The sequence below is a fragment of the Kitasatospora sp. MBT63 genome, from assembly GCF_000710465.2.
In the GTDB taxonomy this organism is placed as follows: domain Bacteria; phylum Actinomycetota; class Actinomycetes; order Streptomycetales; family Streptomycetaceae; genus Kitasatospora.
Map to the genome: position 1 here is coordinate 4,527 of NZ_JAIZ01000718.1, position 16,886 is coordinate 21,412.

Annotated in this window: 15 protein-coding genes; 4 read left to right on the forward strand and 11 right to left on the reverse strand. The window is 75.2% G+C overall.

The features are described from left to right. A partial coding sequence (locus AA75_RS52890; protein ID WP_233289355.1) for a glycoside hydrolase family 15 protein occupies positions 1-1,233 on the forward strand: 1,233 nt, incomplete at its 5' end. A 235-nt stretch (positions 1,234-1,468) separates the two neighbouring features. Here AA75_RS52890 and AA75_RS37270 read toward each other — a convergent pair. The 3 genes from AA75_RS37270 to AA75_RS37280 all read right to left on the reverse strand — a co-directional run bounded on the left by AA75_RS37270 (position 1,469) and on the right by AA75_RS37280 (position 5,324). After that, on the reverse strand, positions 1,469-2,629 hold the full coding sequence (locus tag AA75_RS37270; protein ID WP_033824857.1) for a glycosyltransferase family 4 protein: 1,161 nt from the start codon (positions 2,627-2,629) through the stop codon (positions 1,469-1,471). A 232-nt stretch (positions 2,630-2,861) separates the two neighbouring features. Further along, complete coding sequence (recN, locus tag AA75_RS37275) at positions 2,862-4,595, reverse strand: DNA repair protein RecN (protein ID WP_033824868.1); 1,734 nt, start codon at positions 4,593-4,595, stop codon at positions 2,862-2,864. 75 nt (positions 4,596-4,670) lie between these two features. Further along, the gene (locus tag AA75_RS37280) at positions 4,671-5,324 is read right to left on the reverse strand and encodes a YitT family protein (RefSeq protein ID WP_051814091.1); all 654 of its coding nucleotides are present in this window, start codon (positions 5,322-5,324) and stop codon (positions 4,671-4,673) included. A gap of 98 nt (positions 5,325-5,422) precedes the next feature. Here AA75_RS37280 and AA75_RS37285 point away from each other — a divergent pair, with 98 nt between their 5' ends. Then, complete coding sequence (locus AA75_RS37285) at positions 5,423-6,925, forward strand: PLP-dependent aminotransferase family protein (RefSeq protein ID WP_033824858.1); 1,503 nt, start codon at positions 5,423-5,425, stop codon at positions 6,923-6,925. Positions 6,926-6,988: 63 nt separating this feature from the next. On the opposite strand, the gene AA75_RS37290 is transcribed toward AA75_RS37285, so the two are convergent. The 4 genes from AA75_RS37290 to AA75_RS48520 form a co-directional block, all read right to left on the reverse strand. Continuing rightward, entirely contained in the window at positions 6,989-7,891 is a 903-nt protein-coding gene (locus AA75_RS37290; protein ID WP_033824859.1) for an NAD kinase, read from the reverse strand. Between the two features lie 93 nt (positions 7,892-7,984). Further along, on the reverse strand, positions 7,985-8,791 hold the full coding sequence (locus AA75_RS37295; protein WP_033824860.1) for a TlyA family RNA methyltransferase: 807 nt from the start codon (positions 8,789-8,791) through the stop codon (positions 7,985-7,987). Positions 8,792-8,851: 60 nt separating this feature from the next. After that, positions 8,852-9,064: a hypothetical protein gene (locus AA75_RS37300; protein ID WP_051814092.1), complete on the reverse strand. Its 213-nt coding sequence runs from the start codon at positions 9,062-9,064 to the stop codon at positions 8,852-8,854. After that, a complete protein-coding gene (locus tag AA75_RS48520; protein ID WP_051814093.1) occupies positions 9,057-10,082 on the reverse strand; it encodes a hypothetical protein in 1,026 nt (341 codons plus the stop codon). Before AA75_RS48520 ends, AA75_RS37300 begins: the two co-directional genes overlap by 8 nt. Before the next feature lie 240 nt (positions 10,083-10,322). Here AA75_RS48520 and AA75_RS37310 point away from each other — a divergent pair, with 240 nt between their 5' ends. Next, positions 10,323-10,670 (forward strand): sterol-binding protein, encoded by a 348-nt coding sequence (locus AA75_RS37310; protein ID WP_033824861.1) that lies wholly within the window; start codon positions 10,323-10,325, stop codon positions 10,668-10,670. A gap of 152 nt (positions 10,671-10,822) precedes the next feature. Here the strand turns inward: AA75_RS37310 and AA75_RS54190 are convergent, their stop codons facing one another. The 3 genes from AA75_RS54190 to AA75_RS37325 form a co-directional block, all read right to left on the reverse strand. Then, positions 10,823-12,367: a VWA domain-containing protein gene (locus tag AA75_RS54190; RefSeq protein ID WP_082527119.1), complete on the reverse strand. Its 1,545-nt coding sequence runs from the start codon at positions 12,365-12,367 to the stop codon at positions 10,823-10,825. A gap of 136 nt (positions 12,368-12,503) precedes the next feature. Continuing rightward, positions 12,504-13,547, reverse strand: a complete 1,044-nt coding sequence (locus tag AA75_RS37320; RefSeq protein WP_033824862.1) for an HAD-IIA family hydrolase — start codon at positions 13,545-13,547, stop codon at positions 12,504-12,506. A 36-nt stretch (positions 13,548-13,583) separates the two neighbouring features. Next, complete coding sequence (locus tag AA75_RS37325) at positions 13,584-14,066, reverse strand: tetratricopeptide repeat protein (RefSeq protein WP_233289356.1); 483 nt, start codon at positions 14,064-14,066, stop codon at positions 13,584-13,586. Positions 14,067-14,269: 203 nt separating this feature from the next. Here AA75_RS37325 and AA75_RS37330 point away from each other — a divergent pair, with 203 nt between their 5' ends. Beyond that, complete coding sequence (locus AA75_RS37330) at positions 14,270-15,643, forward strand: DUF1015 family protein (RefSeq protein WP_033824864.1); 1,374 nt, start codon at positions 14,270-14,272, stop codon at positions 15,641-15,643. An 85-nt stretch (positions 15,644-15,728) separates the two neighbouring features. Here AA75_RS37330 and AA75_RS37335 read toward each other — a convergent pair whose 3' ends face one another. Continuing rightward, on the reverse strand, positions 15,729-16,631 hold the full coding sequence (locus AA75_RS37335) for a tetratricopeptide repeat protein (RefSeq protein ID WP_033824873.1): 903 nt from the start codon (positions 16,629-16,631) through the stop codon (positions 15,729-15,731). Positions 16,632-16,886: the final 255 nt, after the last annotated feature.

The window sequence follows — 16,886 nt, forward strand, 5'->3', positions numbered from 1 at the left end:
GAGGAGTCCCTCGCCGCCACCGAGCGGTTCTGGCGCGACTGGGTCTCCCAGTGCACCTACCAGGGCCCCTACCGGGAGGCCGTGGTCCGCTCCCTGATCACCCTCAAGGGCCTCACCTACGCCCCCACCGGCGGCATCGTCGCCGCCCCCACCACCTCGCTGCCCGAGGACCTCGGCGGCGAACGCAACTGGGACTACCGCTACACCTGGCTGCGCGACGCCGCCATCACCCTCTCCTCCCTGCTGCGCACCGGCTACCGCGACGAGGCCCGCGCCTGGCGCGAGTGGCTGCTGCGGGCGGTGGCCGGCGACCCCGAGAACCTGCAGATCATGTACGGCATCGCGGGCGAACGCGAACTCACCGAGTCCGAACTGGACTGGCTCCCCGGCTACGAGAACTCCCAGCCCGTCCGGGTCGGCAACGGCGCCGCCGGCCAGCTCCAGCTCGACGTCTACGGCGAGGTCGTCGAGGCCCTCCACCTCGGCCACATGACCGGCATGGTCCGCAACGACCACGCCCACCAGCTCCAGCTGAAGCTGATCACGTACCTGGAGCAGCACTGGCGCGAGCCCGACGAGGGCATCTGGGAGGTCCGCGGACCGCGCCGGCACTTCGTCCACTCCAAGGTGATGGCCTGGGTCGCCGTCGACCGCACCATCAAGCTGATCGAGCAGAGCCCCGCCGAGGGCCCGCTGGAGCGCTGGATCGCCCTGCGCGAGGAGATCCACCGCGAGGTCTGCGAGAAGGGCTACGACGCCGAACGCAACACCTTCACCCAGTACTACGGCGGCCAGGAGCTGGACGCCTCGCTGCTGCTCATCCCGCAGGTCGGCTTCCTGCCGCCGGACGACAAGCGGGTGATCGGCACCATCGAGGCGATCCAGCGCGAGCTGTCCACCGAGGACGGCTTCGTCCTGCGCTACCCCACCCACGACGACCAGGGCAACAACGTCGACGGGCTGTCCGGGCACGAAGGGGCGTTCCTGGCCTGCTCGTTCTGGCTCGCCGACGACCTGGCGATGATCGGCCGGGTCGGCGAGGCGCGGGAGCTGTTCGACAAGCTGCTGGCGCTGCGCAACGACCTCGGGCTGCTGGCCGAGGAGTGGGACCCGAGCGAGAAGCGCCAGGTCGGCAACTTCCCCCAGGCCTTCAGCCACGTCCCCCTGATCGACACCGCCCTCCGCCTCACCGCCTGCGCAGGCGCCTACGCCTCCCCCCAACCCCCGCAGTAACCCCCGGTTCATAGGGGCGCGGGGGTTCCTCAGGGGCGCGGGGAACTGCGCGAGGGCGGAAGGCACCCACCTCGAAGACGGCAACGGCGCTGCAAGGCCACCCTCCGACCCCGGGGCCAGCCCCGCGACCTCCCGCCCTCGCGCAGTTCCGCCCCCAGCCTCCGGCCGGGGGGACCCCCAGCGCCCCTGAAAGCACCCTCCGCGCCCTTGAAGACAGAACCCCCGGAGGGGCGGCTCAGGGGCGCTGGACGAGTTCGTCGTAGGTGGAGAGGACCTGGGCCACGGTGGCGGCCTCGTCGGGCCAGGTGGCGGCCTGGTGGCGGCCGGCCTCGGCGAGTTCGGCGCGGCGGGCGGGTTCGGCGAGGAGGCCGTCGAGCGCCCGCGCGAGCGCCGCGGGGTCGCCGTACGGCACCAGCACCGCCGCGTCCCCGACCAGTTCGGGAATCCCGCCGACCGCGGTGGACACCACCGGCACCCCCGCCCGCATCGCCTCCTGCACCACCAGCGACCGCGCCTCCCACCGGCTGCTGACCGCCACCAGGTCGGCCGCGGCCAGCAGATCGGGCACGTCGGTGCGGTAGCCGAGCAGCTCGGCCGGCAGCCGTTCGGCGGCGATCCGCTCCCGCAGCGGCTGCGCCTCCGGGCCGTCGCCCGCGATCACCACCAGCGGTTCGGGGGAGGTGAGCCGGCGGGCCGCGTCCAGCAGCAGCCCGAAGGCCTTCTGCGGGACCAGGCGGCCGACCGCGAGCACCACCGGACGGTCCGCCCGGTCGCCGAGCAGGGCGGCGCGGGCCTCGGGGCGGTCCAGTTCGCCGGGCGGGATCGGCGGGGCCGCGATCGGGCCCAGCCGGGCGTCGGTGGCGCCGAGTTCACGCGCCCGGGCGACCAGGTCGGAGGAGGCGCCGAGGACCAGGTCGGCGGCGCGCACCACCCGGCGCTCCATCAGCCGCTGCAGGCGGCGCTCCATGCCGGTGGCGAGCATCGCGTGGTGCGAGGTGACCACCAGCGGCGTCTGCGGGCGAAGGCCCGGGAAGCGGCCGGCGGTGCGCAGCGCCAGGTCGGCGAGCAGGCCGGCCCGCATGCCGTGGGCGTGCACCACGTCGGCACCGGTGAAGGCGCGCCGCAGTTCACCGATGGCGGCCGCGTCGCTGCGGGCGCCCGCGGTCGGGGTGATCTCGACCTGGTGGAAGCGGGCGCCGGCCTTGGTGTAGCCGAAGAGTTCGTCGGTGCCGGCCGGCCCGCAGACCGTGACGCCGACCCCGTGGGCGACCAGTCCCTGGGCGAGCGAGCGGACGTGCGCCCCGATGCCCCCGGTACCGGCTGAAAGGACGAGCACCACGTGCAGCTGCCCCGATTCCTGGGCGGCTGGGGTGCCCCGGCTGGCGGAATGGTCCACGTCGTTTCGCTCCGGCTCGATCACTCGACTCGCGCCGCCCGGGGTTGGCCCGCGAATCGGCGCTCGGGACTGGAAAGCCAATGTCCGACCGCCACCATGCCAGGTCGGGCGGGTTCTTGGACAGTCGGCCGGACCTGCGGGCGCGTCGCGGATGGGCGACGGGCCCGGCGGTCCAGGGGCCCGGCCCGCGGTCGGGGGTGTGACCGGGGCCGGGGAGGGTGGCGTCGGTACGTCAGCCGGTGCGCGGGGCGCGGGCGGCGGCCAGCAGCTCCTCGGCGTGGGCGCGGCCCAGCTCGGAGTCCTCCAGACCGGCCAGCATCCGCGACAGTTCGCGCACCCGCTCCTCGTCGGTGAGCGACTTGACGCCGCTGCGGGTCACCGTGCCGTCGTTGGTCTTCTCCACCACCAGGTGCCGGTCGGCGAACGCGGCGACCTGCGGGAGGTGGGTGACCACCACGACCTGCGCGCTGCGCGCCAGTTTGGCGAGCCGCCGACCGATCTCGACGGCGGCCTTGCCGCCGACACCGGCGTCGACCTCGTCGAACAGGTAGGTCGGCACCGGGTCCGCCCCGGCGAAGACCACCTCGACGGCCAGCATCACCCGGGACAGCTCACCGCCGGACGCGCCCTTGGCGATCGGCCGGGGCTGGGCGCCGGGGTGCGGGGCCAGCAGCACCTCCACCTCGTCGACGCCGTGCGAGCCGTAGGCGACGGTCCGGCCGCCGACCTCGATCCCGGACAGGTCGTCGACCTGGCTGATCGCGAAGGTCACCCGGGCGTGCGGCATGGCCAGTTCGGCGAGTTCGGCGGAGACCGCGGCGGCGAACTTGTCGGCCGCGGCGTGCCGGGCGGCCGAGACCTCCGCCGCCAGCTCGCCCAACTCGGCCCGCAGCGAGGTCTCCTGCGCACCCAGCTGGTCGATCCGCTCGTCGTCGCCGTCCAGCTCCAGCAGCCGCACCGCACCGGCCTCGGCCCACTCCAGCACCTCGGCGAGGCTGCCCTCGGGGCCGGCGTACTTGCGCAGCAGCTGGGCGAGGACCGCCCGGCGGTCCTCCACCGCGGCCAGCCGGACCGGGTCGGCGTCCAGGTCGTCCGCGTACCCGGCGAGGTCGCCCGCCACGTCGGCGAGCAGGTAGCCGGCCTCGTTCAGCCGGTCGGCGAGGGAGGCGAGGCGCTCGTCGTGGTGGCGGACCGCGTCGACGGCCCGGCGGGCCTGGGCGACCAGGGTGCCCGCGTCCACCCCCTCCGGGTCGGAGGGGTCGCCCGCCAGGGCGGCGTGCGCGAGGGTCGCCGCGGAGGAGAGCGCGTCGGCGTGGCCGAGCCGCTCGGACTCGGCGGCCAGCTCGGCGTCCTCGCCGGCCTGCGGCTCGGCGGCGGCGATCTCGTCCAGGCCGAAGCGCAGCAGGTCCGCCTCCTGGGCGCGCTCACGGGCCCGGGTGGTCAGCTCCTCCAGGGTCGCGGAGACCTCGCGCAGCCGCCGGTAGACCTCGCGGTAGCGGGCCAGCGGCTCGGCGACGTGCTCGCCCGCGTACCGGTCGAGCGCGCCGCGCTGCCGGGAGGGGCGCAGCAGCCGCTGCTGGTCGGTCTGGCCGTGCACGGCGACCAGGTCCTCGCCGAGCTCGGCGAGCAGGCCGACCGGCACCGACCGGCCGCCGACGTGGGCGCGGGAGCGTCCCTCGGCGGAGACGGTCCGGCTGACCAGCAGTTCGCCCTCGTCCAGTTCGGCGCCGGCCTCCAGGGCGCGGGCCAGCACCGGGGAGTCGGCGGGCAGGGTCATCCGGCCCTCCACCACGGCCCGGTCGGCGCCGCGCCGCACCAGCCCCGGGTCGGCCCGGCCGCCGAGCAGCAGGCCGAGGCTGGTCACCACCATGGTCTTGCCCGCCCCGGTCTCACCCGTCACGGCGGTGAAGCCCGGAGCCAGTTCGACCACGGCGTCGTCGATGACACCAAGATCTCGTATCCGCATCTCGTCCAACACGGAGACGACCTTACGAGGTTCCGCCCACACCGCGCGACGAGCGGTGGCCCCCGATGCCCAAGTTCATCCCTTCCGGGCGGCTTCGGGCGCTCCCGCCACCGCCGCGGCCGGGACCGTGCACCAGCGCAGGAAGAACTGCGCCAGCGGGCCGATGGCCAGCGCGTACGCGATCGTGCCGACGCCGAAGGTGCCGCCGAGCAGGACGCCCGCCACCAGCACCACCAGCTCGATCCCGGTCCGGATCAGCCGCAGCGAACGCCCGGTGCGCCGGTGCAGGCCGGTCATCAGGCCGTCCCGCGGCCCGGGACCGAGCCGGGCACCGATGTACAGGCCGGTGGCCAGCCCGTTCAGCACGATGCCGGCGGTCAGCAGCAGGATCCGGGCCGCCCAGCCGGCCGGCGGCGTGACCAGGCCGAGGGTGACGTCCATCGCCATGCCGAGCACCAGCACGTTGCCGACCGTGCCGACACCGGGCCGCTGCCGCAGCGGTATCCACAGCAGCAGCACCAGCGCGCCCATGATCGTCACCCAGGTCCCCACGCTCAGCCCCAGGTGCCGGGACAGCCCCTGGTGCAGCACGTCCCAGGGGTTGCCGCCGAGCGAGGCGCGCAGCATCAGCGCCATGCTCGACCCGTAGAGCACCAGCCCGGCCAGCAGCTGGACGAGCCGCCGCGGGAGCGCGTCGGCGAATCTGGCGGGGGTGTAGGTGACGGCCATCGGGTCTCCCTTGCTGCATTACTCGGACCGGACCCATGATGGAAGTCCAATCGGACCGACAACAGGTCCAATTCGAAGAGAGTGGACCGGTGACACCGATGACCCAGTGGCACAGCACCGTCACTCCACCCGCGCTGGCCCGACTGCTGCGCACCACCTCACTGCCCGAGGTGCCCGGCCGCCGCCCCGCGTACCGGACCCTGGCCGGCCAGGTCCGCACCCTGGTCACCGAGGGCCGGCTGCCGGTCGGCGCCCGGCTGCCCGCCGAACGCGAACTGGCCGCCGAGCTCTCCCTCAGCCGGACCACCGTCGCCACCGCCTACGAGACCCTGCGCGCCGAGGGCTACCTGCGCAGCCGCCGCGGCGCCGGCAGCTGGACCGCCCTGCCCGAAGGCGCCCGGCCGCCCGTCGACGCCCTCCACCCCGTCCAGCCCGACCAGCGCGGCACCGTGGTCGACCTGGGCGTCGCCGCGCTGCCCGCACCGCAGCCCTTCCTCGGCGAGGCCGCCGCCCGCGCCCTCGACCAGCTGCCCGCCTACGCCGCCGGCCACGGCCACTACCCCACCGGCGTCCCGGTCCTGCGCGAGGCCGTCGCCCGCCGCTACACCGAACGCGGCCTGCCGACCGTCCCGGACCAGATCCTGATCACCACCGGCGCGATGGGCGCCCTCCACCTCGCCCAGCGCGCCCTGCTCACCCGCGGCGACCGCGCCGCCGTCGACGCCCCCAGCTACGCGCACAGCCTGCAGTCACTGCGCCGCAACGGCGCCCGCCTGGTACCGGTCGCCCTCGCCCGGCCCGACGGCCCCGACACCCCGGCGAGCTGGGACCTCGACGAGTGGCAGCGCGTCCTGCGCGGCGCCGCACCCCGGATCGCGTACGTCATCCCCGACTTCCACAACCCCACCGGCGCACTCGTCGACGAGGAGCAGCGACGCGCCCTGCTCGGCCACGCCCGAGCCGCCGGCACCGTCCTGCTGGTCGACGAGACACCCGCCGAACTCGGCTGGGGCACACCGCAGTCCGCGCTCCCCCGGCCACTCGCCGCACTCGACCGCTCGGCCCAGGTGGTGACCGTCGGCTCCGCCGGGAAACTGCTCTGGGGCGGGCTGCGGATCGGCTGGCTGCGCGCCGCCCCCGCACTGGTACGCCAGCTGGCCACCGAGCGGGCGTTCAGCGACATCGGCACCCCGGTGCTCGACCAGCTGATCGCCGCCGAACTGCTCGGCGAGCCGCTCGCCGCCGTCCGCGCCCACCAGCACCGGCGGCTGCGCGGCAGCGCCGAGGCGCTCGCCGCCGAACTGCGACGGCGGCTGCCCCGCTGGCGGTTCGCGATGCCCCCGGGCGGCCTCGCCCTGTGGCTGGCCACCGACGGGGTGTCCGGCAGCGCCCTCGCCCGGGCCGGCGAACAGACCGGCGTCCGGCTCGCCGCCGGGGCCAGGTTCGGCGTGGACGGCGCCTTCGAGAACTACCTGCGGATCCCGCTCACCGTCCCGCCCGCCGCCGCACCGGAGGCCGTCGACCGGCTCGCCGAGGCGGCGGACCGGGCAGCCCGCGGCGGACTCGGGGCCGGCAGCGATAGCACCCCGTCGGCCGCCTGAACCGGTCCCGCACCCACGCCCCCGACCAGGCGGCCCGACGCACCGTCAGGCCGCCTTCCGTACTCACGGGGTCTGCGCGCGCCCCCGCCAACCCGTCACCGGCAGAGCGAACTTGGCGACCAGCCGATTGGTGAACGGCGCCCGGTGCAGCCGCGCCAGCCGGACCGGGATCCGCCCCTTGCGGACCTCCACCCGGGCCCCCGCCGGCAGCTCCACCGAACGGCGGCCGTCGCACCACAGCACCCCGTGCGGGGTCTTAGGCTGCACCTCCACCGCCAGCACCGAGTCGGGCGAGGTCACCAGCGGCCGCGCGAACAGCGCATGGGCGCTGATCGGCACCATCAGCAGCGCCTCCACCTCCGGCCACACCACCGGCCCGCCCCCCGAGAACGCGTACGCCGTCGACCCGGTCGGCGTCGCACACACCACCCCGTCACAGCCGAAGTTGGACACCGGACGGCCGTCCACCTCGGTGACCACCTCCAGCATCCGCTCCCGCGCCGCCTTCTCGATCGACGCCTCGTTCAGCGCCCAGTCCTCGTGCACCACATCGCCGTTGGTCCGCACCAGGACATCGATGGTCATCCGCTCCTCGACCTCGTAGTCGGCGTCCACCACCCGGTCGACCACCACCGCCAGGTCGTCCCGCTCGGCCTCCGCGAGGAACCCCACCCGGCCCAGGTTGATGCCCAGCATCGGCAGCCCCGACTCCCGGGCCAGCTCGGCCCCGCGCAGCAGCGTGCCGTCACCGCCGGCCACCAGGACCAGCTCGCAGCCCGCCGCGGCGCCCAGCCCCCCGGTCACCCGCTCGACACCCTCCGGAAGATCGAGGTCGACCGCCTCCGAGGCGAGCAGCCGGATTCTGATCCCGGCCTTCAGCAGCCCGTGGACCAGCCCCTCGACACTGCGCAGAGCGGCCTCCCGCCCGGTGTGCGCGATCAGGAAGACCGTACGTCCGCCACTCATGTCGCTGCCCTCTCCCTCACGTCAGCCCGGCTCGCCCTTGACCCGGTTCCGGCCGCACGGCGCCGCGCGGCGTGCGGACGTCTGCCGAGCACCCTACCGGGGGCCCTCCGCGACGGCCCGGTCCGCCTCGGCCGGATCCAGCTGCGGCGCGCCCCTGCGAAGCCACAGGAAGTACTCGACGTTACCCGACGGACCCGGCAGCGGGCTGGCCGTCACCGCACGCACCCCGAGCCCCGACTCCCAGGCGTGGCCCGCCACCTGACGGATCATCTCCGCCCGCAGCTCCGGGCTGCGCACCACCCCGCCGCTGCCGAGGCGCTCCTTGCCGATCTCGAACTGCGGCTTCACCATCAGCACCAGGTCCGCGTCCGGCGCGCAGCAGGACGCCAGCGCCGGCAGCACCAGCCCCAGCGAGATGAACGACAGATCGCCCACCACCAGGTCCACCGGCTCGCCGCCGATCAGCTCGACGCCCAGCTCCCGCACATTGGTGCGGTCCATCACGGTGACCCGCTCGTCGCTCTGCAGCGACCACGCCAGCTGCCCGTAGCCCACGTCCACCGCCAGCACGTGCGCTGCACCCGCCCGCAGCAGCACATCGGTGAACCCGCCCGTCGAGGCACCGGCGTCCAGCGCCCGGCGGCCCTCGACCACCAGCCCCTGCGGCACGAAGGCCGCGAACGCACCGGCCAGCTTGTGGCCACCGCGCGAGACGTAGTCGGGGTCGGCGTCGTCCTTGGCCACCACGACCGCGGCCCCGGTCTCCACCTGGGTGGCCGGCTTGGTCGCCGTGGTGCCGCCGACCGTCACCCGCCCGGCCGCGATCAGCTCACTCGCGTGCTCCCGCGAACGGGCCAGCTTGCGGCGGACCAGCTCCGCGTCGAGTCGGCGTCGTGCCACTGCCACTGGTGCTTCAGCTCCTACTGCTGCTCACGTGCTGCTCATCGCCGCGCGTCCGGCTCACCGCTGCTCGCGGTCGAGGGCGGCCAGGGTGTCCGTCAGCCGCTGGTGAACATCTTCGTACACCGCGACGTGTGCCTCGGTCCCCACCCCGTCCAGCGCCTCCAGCCGGCCGAGCGCCTCGTCCACCGCCGGGTGCCCGGTCGGGCCCACCGGCACCTCGACCAGCGCCGGCCCCGGCCCGGCCTGCTGCTCGACCACGTGCTCAGTCATCGGAACCCTGCCCCGGCTCGGGCTTGGACACCGCCCGGCGGACCACGGTCTTCTTCGCCCCGGCCTTCCGGGCGGCCTGCGCCCTCGGCTCGGCGCCACCCGCCGCAGCGGTCGCCTTACGGGTCACGGTCTTCTTCGCGGCACCCGTCTTCTTCGCGGCACCGGGCGGCTTCGGCGCGCCGGGCTGATCCGCCGCGCCGCGCTTCGCCGGCTCGCCCTTCCCGGCGGCGGCCGGTGGCTTCTTCGCCGGTGCCTTCTTCGCCGCGGCGTCCTTCGCCACCGCCTTCTTGGCGGCCTTCGCGGGCGCGGGCTTCGCGGGTACGGGCTTCGCGGGCGCCCCCTCGGCCGGCACGCCCTCGGCGGCCGCCTTCCGTACGCCCGGCTTCCCCGCGGACGGCTTCCGCGCGGTCGGCGCACCGGCCGCGCCGTCCACGGGCCCCGGCCGCGGGGCCTCCGGGTCCGGCTCGGCCCACGCCTCACCGGGAACCGGCTCCGGACCGTCCTGCGGCCCGTCGTCCGGCACCGCCCAGGCGTCCGCCGGCACCGGCTCGGCCGGAGCGGTCCACTCCTCGTCGTCCCACCCCGCCCCGAACAGCCCCTCGGCGCGCGCGGCCGGCCTCGCCGACGGCGACCCGTCCGACCCGGCACCACCGCCCTCGGGCGCCTCGGCCGACTCCTCGTCCTTGCCTTCGCGGAGCTGGCTCTCCAGGAAGCTCAGCACCACACCGACCTTCATCACCTGGTCGCCGACCCGCTCGAAGACCCGCTCCACCTCGCTACGGGCCACCCCGACGGCCAGGTCGACGCCGGCCAGGCCGGCCGTCACCGCCTCCCCGGCGAGGGTCTGCAGGGACCGCCCGGACGGCGGGAACTGCTCGGCGATCAGACGCTCCACCGCCGACACATCGACACCACCGCGCCCCAGCAGGCCGGTCGCCGTGGTCAGCACCCGCTTCCCGGTCTCCTCGGCCAGCACCGTGGCGACCGCCACCGCGCCCCGCACCGCATCCCGCAGCATCCGCCCGCCTCCTCCGGCGCCCGACGGCGCCCAGCTCCGCGGCGGCCCGAACCGAGGCCCGTCGGGCCCTCGGAGGCCCGCCGCCTCCACCGACGCTACCCCGTCGTGCCCCCGGCCCGCTGCACGTTCGTCCCGGCTGCGGGGCCGATCGGCCGACCGGCCGCTGCGATAGCGTGGAACGCCGCCGATCACCGGCCGGATCACCAGCCCGATCATCAGCCGAGGGAGCAGCCCACCACCATGGCCAGCATCGAGGAGTGCCGCGAGGCCCTGGAGCAGCTCAGCCGGAACATGTCCCGCGCCGAGGGCGGCGTCCGCAAGGCCGCCGAGCTCGACCGCTCGCTGAGCTGCTGGATCACCGACCTCGACCTGACGTTCTCCGGCCGCCTGCGGGACGGCCGGATCCAGGACATCACCAGCGCCCCCGGCGCCCCCGCCGACAAGGCCGAGATCCGGCTCACGATGTCCGGCGACGACCTGGTGGCGATGGTCGGGGGCCGGCTCCCGTTCGCCTCCGCCTGGGCCTCCGGCCGGGTCAAGCTCGAAGCCGGTCTCCGCGACCTGCTGCGCCTGCGCACCCTGCTCTGACCCCGGCCGGCGTCCGGGCGCCAGGATTGGTCCCACCCCTCACGTCGGAGCGGCGCGCGGCACTGGACGCCCCGCCGGTACGTCCAGCAGGGGGCATCTCCCGGCCGGAGGCCGGGGGCACCGCGCGCCCGGCGGGAAAGGCGAGACGCGTCCTAGCGGACGATGCCGCGGGCCCGCGCCTCCGCCAGCCAGCGCGGGAACTCCGCCATCAGCGCGTCGTACAGCGCCTCGTCGTGCCAGGCCCGGGGCTGCGGGCCGACGGCGACGAAGTCGGCGTTGTCGATCACCCGGTCCTTCAGGTCGTCCAGGCCCGCCAGGAAGGTCAGGTCCTCGCGCTCGCCGAAGCCGACGAACTGCCAGAACAGCGGCAGCGAGGAGGCCGACTGCATCAGCTTCTGGGTGGCCTTCCGGTCGTACGGGTCCCCGTCGGTCTGGAAGATCGCCAGCGCCGGGATGCCGCCGCCGCGGCGCTGGTGGAGGTCGATCACCGCCTGCATCGCCGGCGCGTAGCTGGTCCCGCCCATCCGGACCGAGCGGCGGGCCTCGTCGATACGCCCGTGGTGACCGGCCAGCTGGATGTCGGTGACCAGCTCGACCTTGTTGGAGAACAGCACCAGCGGCACGCTGCCGTCGTCGTCCAGGTGCGCCGCCAGGCTCAGCACCTGCTCGGCGAGGTGCTGCACGCTGCCGTCCTCGTAGTAGCCCCGCATGCTCATCGAGTAGTCGAGCACCAGGTACACCGCGATCCGGTACCCCGCCAGCCCGCGCTTGGCCAGCGAGACGCCGGCCGACTGGTACTTCTGCAGCAGGGCGGGGGCGGTCGAGCGCACCTTCTCCAGGCTGATCGCGGGCGTCGGCCCGGCCGGCACCGGCGCCGCAGGCGGCTGCACCGGCGGCTGCCCGTACGCCGCAGGCTGCCCGTACCCGGAGGGCTGCCCGTACGCAGGAGGCTGCTGCCCGTACGCCGCAGGCTGCCCGTACGCGGGCGGCGCGGCGTACCCCGGCTGCGGCGGGTACCCCGGCGGCGCGTACCCGGGTACGGGCTGTCCCGGTGCCGGCTGCCCCGGCGGCGGGTAGGCGGGCGGCTGCTGCCCGTACCCGGGCGGCGGCACAGCGGCCGCAGGCGCCACCGGCGCCACGGGCACAGCGGGCGGCACCGGCGGAACATGCTGCGGGACGTGCTCCGCAGCCGCCGCGGACGGCTCCCCGACGTCCACCCCGAAGTCGGTGGCCAGCGCCGCCAGACCGCCGGCGTAGCCCTGGCCGACCGCCCGGACCTTCCAGCCGCCGCCGCGCCGGTACAGCTCGACCAGGACGACGATGGTCTCCCCGCCGGTCAGCGCCGGTGGCACGAACTCCACCGTCGTCCCGGCACCGGCCAGCGTCACCCGCGGCGTCCCGGCAGCGTCGAACACCACGCCCGGCCGGTCGACGTCCACGCTGGCCACCACGACCACCGACTCGACCCCGGCCGGCACCGCGCCCGGCTCGACCGTGACGACCTGCCCGGCCACGGACACCCCGTCCCGGGAAGGGTTGTTGAAGAACACCAGGTCCAGGTCCTCCCGGACCTTCCCGGCCGCGCTCACCAGCAGCGCCGAGACGTCCACCGGCACCCCGGTCGCGCCGACCGTCACCGTCACCGTCGTCCCGGGCAGCGGGGCGTTTCCACCCTTGGTCAGTACGGTGTGCGGCATGGCTCCCCCTCGTTGGTCCGCTCCAACCTGGCAGAACCGATGATCGGCCGTCAACGAGCGGCAACGACGAGGACGACGACAGCAGGCACGGCGCGGCAGACCCCGGGGACCGCCACCCACCGCCCCCCGCCGGGCCTCAGAAGCCCAGCTCGGCCAGCGCCTTCCGGCCGTCCGCAGGCGCACCGTCCCGGTCCAGCGCCGCCCAGGCCGCACCGCACAGCGCCCGCAGACCGTCGTACCGGTCCTCCCCGGAGCCGGTCAGCAGCAGCGCGCCGTCCGCCGCACGGGCGGTCCAGCCGCCGCAACTGTGGCTGCCGTCGGGCTGCCCGGCCACGGCGGGGTGCGCGGTCAGCAGGCCCCGCAGGTCGGCCGCCAGGTAGGTGGGCCGGTACTTCGGCTCCGCCGCGAGCAGCTGGGCCGGGGTGGTGACACCGGTGAACACCAGCAGGCTGTCCACCCCGCCGTTGTAGGCGCCCTCGATGTCGGTGTCCAGCCGGTCACCGACCACCAGCGGACGCTTGGCGCCGGTCCGCAGCACCGTCTCCCGGTGCATCGGCGGCAGCGGCTTGCCCGCGACCTCCGGCTCCACCCCGGTGGCGGTCCGGACGGCGGCCACCAGGGTGCCGTTGCCGGGCGCGATACCGCGCGCGGTCGGCACCGTCAGGTCGGTGTTGGACGCCACCCAGGGCAGCCCCGCCGCCACCGCGTACGAGGCCTCGGCCAGCTGGTGCCAGCCCACCGACGGGTCGTAGCCCTGCACCACCGCGAGCGGCTGCTCGTCGAGCGAGCCGACCGCCACCAGCCCGTGCTCGGCCAGCGCCTCGACCAGCCCGGCACCGCCCACCACCAGCACCTTCGACCCGGCCGGCACCTTGTCCGCGATCAGCCGGGCGGCCGCCTGGGCAGAGTTGATCACGTCCCCGGCCTCCGCAGGGGCGCCCAGCTCGGTCAGGTGCTCGGCGACCACCCGGGGCGGCCGCGAGGCGTTGTTGGTGACATACGCCAGCCGCATCCCGGACTCCCGGGCGGCCGCCAGCGAATCCACCGCGTGCTCGATCGCGTGCGGACCCGCGTAGACCACACCGTCCAGATCGAGCAGCGCGACGTCGTACGCCTCGGTCAGCGGGCGGTCACTGCCGCCCGGTGCGGTCCGCGCGGTGCCGACAGCCGTACCGGTCATGCGTGCTCTCCCAGCTCGAGTTCGGTTCCGTACAGGTCAGGCGCCCGGCCCGTCGGGCTCCGGCGGCGCCAGATACCCCGGCGCACCGGGCTGCAACGGCCCGTACGCGCCCGCCCGGGCCGCCAGTGTGGCCCTGGACTGCCGGAGCGCCGCGCGGTAGTGCGCGTTGTCCGGCCGCATCGCGACCGCCAGCGCCAGGTGCTCGGCCGAGGTCTCGAAGTCGCCCAGCCGGGCCGCGGCGACGCCCCAACCGAACTGAGCGTAGTCGTCGGACGGATCGGCCAGCGCCACCGCCCGGAAGTTCTCCAACGCCTCCCGGTACGCACCCGCGTCGAACTGCGCCCGCGCCAGCGCCTCCCGGATACTGTGCGACTGCGGCTCGTACCCGGCCGCCCGCGACAGCAGCTGCGCGGCCGCCGCCGGGTGCCGCTCGTCCAGCAGCCGCACACCACGCCGGAACCAGTCGTAGACCTCGCCCTCCGGCTCCCCCGCGGCCGGACCTCCCCGGTCCCCGTCCACGCCGTCACCGGTAGGCCGCTCGTGCCCGCCATTCATGCCGTACCTCGCTCCCGCAACCCCAGCCCGAACCCGATCCGAACCCGGTGCGGCCCCGGCCACGCCCGGCCACCACCCGGCCGGCCCTGGTCCGGCGGGACGGCACCGGGCACTTTTGATCACTCAACTGATCACTCAACACCCATACCCCGACTAACATGCCCCCAATGAGTGCACCCAGTGCCGAAAGCGGCGCAGACCCCGCGTCCGGCGGCCCCGGGGACCCCGGGCACGTCGCCACCGCAGGCCTCTCCCTGTCCCCCTTCCGCGGCCTGCGCTACGTCCCCGACCGGGTCGGCACGCTGGCCGCCGTCACCTCGCCGCCCTACGACGTCGTCGACCCCAACCGGCGCCTCGACCTGGAGACCGGCGACCCCCACAACATCGTCCGGCTGATCCTCCCCCGCCCCGAGCCCGACGACAGCGGCGACCGCCCCGACCGCGACACCCGCTACCGCCACGCGGCCCGGCTGCTCACCGAGTGGCAGCGCGAGGGCGTCCTGGCCGCCGACCCGTTCCCGGCCGTGTACGTCTACGAGCAGCGCACCCACGAGCCCGGCACCCCCGGCGGCGGCGTCCTGCAGCGCGGCCTGATCGGCGCGCTCGCGGTCAGCGGCCGGGAGGCCGGCGTGGTGCTCCCGCACGAGGACGTGATGCCCCGGCCGGTGGCCGACCGGGTCGGCCTGATGCGCACCACCAAGGCCAACCTCGAACCGCTGCTCCTCACCTACCGGGGCAACGGCGGCGCCGCCGAGGTGGTCGAGCGCACCGTCCAGGGCGAGCCGCTGCTGTCCACCACCACCTCCGACGGCACCGACCACCGCCTGTGGGCCGTCACCTCCCCGGTCGACCTGGCCGCCGTCACCCGCGACCTGAGCACCTGCCGGGCGCTGATCGCCGACGGTCACCACCGCTGGGAGATGTACCTGCGCCTGCAGCGCGAACACCGCCACCTCCCGCGCAGCCCGTGGGACCGCGGGATGGTGCTGCTGGTCGACACCGCCCGCTACCCGCTGCGGGTCCGCGCCATCCACCGGGTGCTCTACCGGCTCCCGGTCGCCGACGCGCTGGCCGCCCTCGCCGACCACTGGCAGGTCAAGGAGGTGCCGGGGCCCCTGCACAGCGCCCTGGACGCCCTGGGTGACGCCAAGCGCCACGGCGGCAACGCCTTCCTGCTGACCGGCGGCGACGGCACCTTCTGGCTGGCCGGCGAACCGGACGAGGCCCTGCTGGCCCGGACCGTGCGCACCGACCGCCCGGAGGAGTGGCGGCACCTCGACGCCACCGTCCTGCACGCCACCCTGCTCGACCACACCTGGCGGATCCCGGACGGCCCCGACGACATCGGCTACCTGCACTCCCCCGAGGGCGCCGAGCGGGAGGCCGCCCGCTGCGGCGGCACGGCCGTCCTGCTGCACCCCGTGGAGGAGCGCGTGGTGCGCCGCCTGGCCGAGCAGGGCGTCACCATGCCCCGCAAGTCCACCTCCTTCGGCCCGAAGCCGGCCACCGGGCTGGTCCTGCGGAGCCTGGAACTGGGCTGAGAAGACGCCGAAGGCCCCCACCGCGTGCGGTGGGGGCCTTCGGCATCAGCAGAGGCGTCCGGGGCCCGCCGGGCCCCGGTGGGCCTCAGCGGCGGTCGTCGTCCTCGGCGCGCGCGGGGCGGGCCCGGTCGTCGTCCTCGTCCGCGTCGCCGTCCTCGTCGATCTCGAGGTCGTCCTCGTCGTAGTACTCGTCGACGTCTTCCTCGTCCTCGTAGATCACCCGGTCGTCGCCGATCTCGTCCGGAGCGATCGACTTGGCCCGCGGCTCGGCCGCCGGAGCGCCGTCCTGCTCCTCGTCGGCCAGCTCCGGGTCGAGGGTGTCCACGAACTCCAGGCCGTCGATCTCCGCCAGCCGCTCGGACGCGTTGGTCGCACCGTCGGTGTCCGCGTCGGCCGCCTTCGCGAACCAGTCGCGGGCCTCGTCGGCGCGCCCGGCCGCGATCAGCGCCTCGGCGTAGGCGTAACGCAGCCGCGCGGTCCACGGGTGGACGGCGTTGGAGGCCAGCTCCGGGCTCTGCAGGGTCACCACGGCGGCGTCGAACTGCTCCATGTCGCTGCGGGCACCCGCCGCGACCAGACGCATCTCGACCTGGCCGGCCTTGTCCAGCTGCTTCACCTCGGGCTCACCGGCCATCGCCAGCGCCCGCTCCGGACGGCCCAGACCACGCTCGCAGTCCGCCATCACCGGCCACAGGTCCGCCCGGCCGGTCATCCGGCGCGCGGCACGGAACTCGGTCAGCGCCTCCGCGTAACGCTGCGTCATGTACGAGGCGAACCCGGCCGCCTCCCGCACCGACGCGACCCGCGACGCCAGCCGCAGGGCGACCCGCGAGTAGTTGTAGGCCTCCTCCGGCTCGGTGTCCAGCAGGCGGGCGACCATCACCAGGTTGCGGGCGACGTCGTCGGCCAGCGTCTTCGGCAGGCTCTTCAGGTCCTGACGCACGTCCGCGTCGATCTCGAAGCCCGTGACGTCGTCCGGGATCGGCAGACGCTTGACCGGCTCGTAGTTGCCCCGGCGGTCGTCGTAGCCACCGCCGTCACGGCGGTCGTCACGACGGCCCTCGAACCGGCCGCCGCGGTCGCCGCCACGGTCACGGTCGCCGTAGGACGGACGGCCACCACGGTCGCCGCCGCTGCGGTAACCACCACCGGAGGGACGGTCGCCACCGCTGCGGTACCCACCACCGGACGGGCGGTCGCCGTACGACGGGCGGCCACCACGGTCCCCGCCACGGTCACGGTC

What these genes read in the sequence shown, in the direction of transcription:
- AA75_RS48520 (WP_051814093.1), bottom strand. Translation starts at nt 10,082, where the DNA reads ATGCTGCGGGATGCGGTGCGGGGCGCGGTGGCGGTCGCCACGGTGCTG.
- AA75_RS37330 (WP_033824864.1), top strand. Translation starts at nt 14,270, where the DNA reads ATGAGTGCACCCAGTGCCGAAAGCGGCGCAGACCCCGCGTCCGGCGGC.
- AA75_RS37320 (WP_033824862.1), bottom strand. Translation starts at nt 13,547, where the DNA reads ATGACCGGTACGGCTGTCGGCACCGCGCGGACCGCACCGGGCGGCAGT.
- AA75_RS37285 (WP_033824858.1), top strand. Translation starts at nt 5,423, where the DNA reads ATGACCCAGTGGCACAGCACCGTCACTCCACCCGCGCTGGCCCGACTG.
- AA75_RS37280 (WP_051814091.1), bottom strand. Translation starts at nt 5,324, where the DNA reads ATGGCCGTCACCTACACCCCCGCCAGATTCGCCGACGCGCTCCCGCGG.
- AA75_RS37310 (WP_033824861.1), top strand. Translation starts at nt 10,323, where the DNA reads ATGGCCAGCATCGAGGAGTGCCGCGAGGCCCTGGAGCAGCTCAGCCGG.
- recN (WP_033824868.1), bottom strand. Translation starts at nt 4,595, where the DNA reads ATGCGGATACGAGATCTTGGTGTCATCGACGACGCCGTGGTCGAACTG.
- AA75_RS37300 (WP_051814092.1), bottom strand. Translation starts at nt 9,064, where the DNA reads ATGACTGAGCACGTGGTCGAGCAGCAGGCCGGGCCGGGGCCGGCGCTG.
- AA75_RS54190 (WP_082527119.1), bottom strand. Translation starts at nt 12,367, where the DNA reads ATGCCGCACACCGTACTGACCAAGGGTGGAAACGCCCCGCTGCCCGGG.
- AA75_RS37290 (WP_033824859.1), bottom strand. Translation starts at nt 7,891, where the DNA reads ATGAGTGGCGGACGTACGGTCTTCCTGATCGCGCACACCGGGCGGGAG.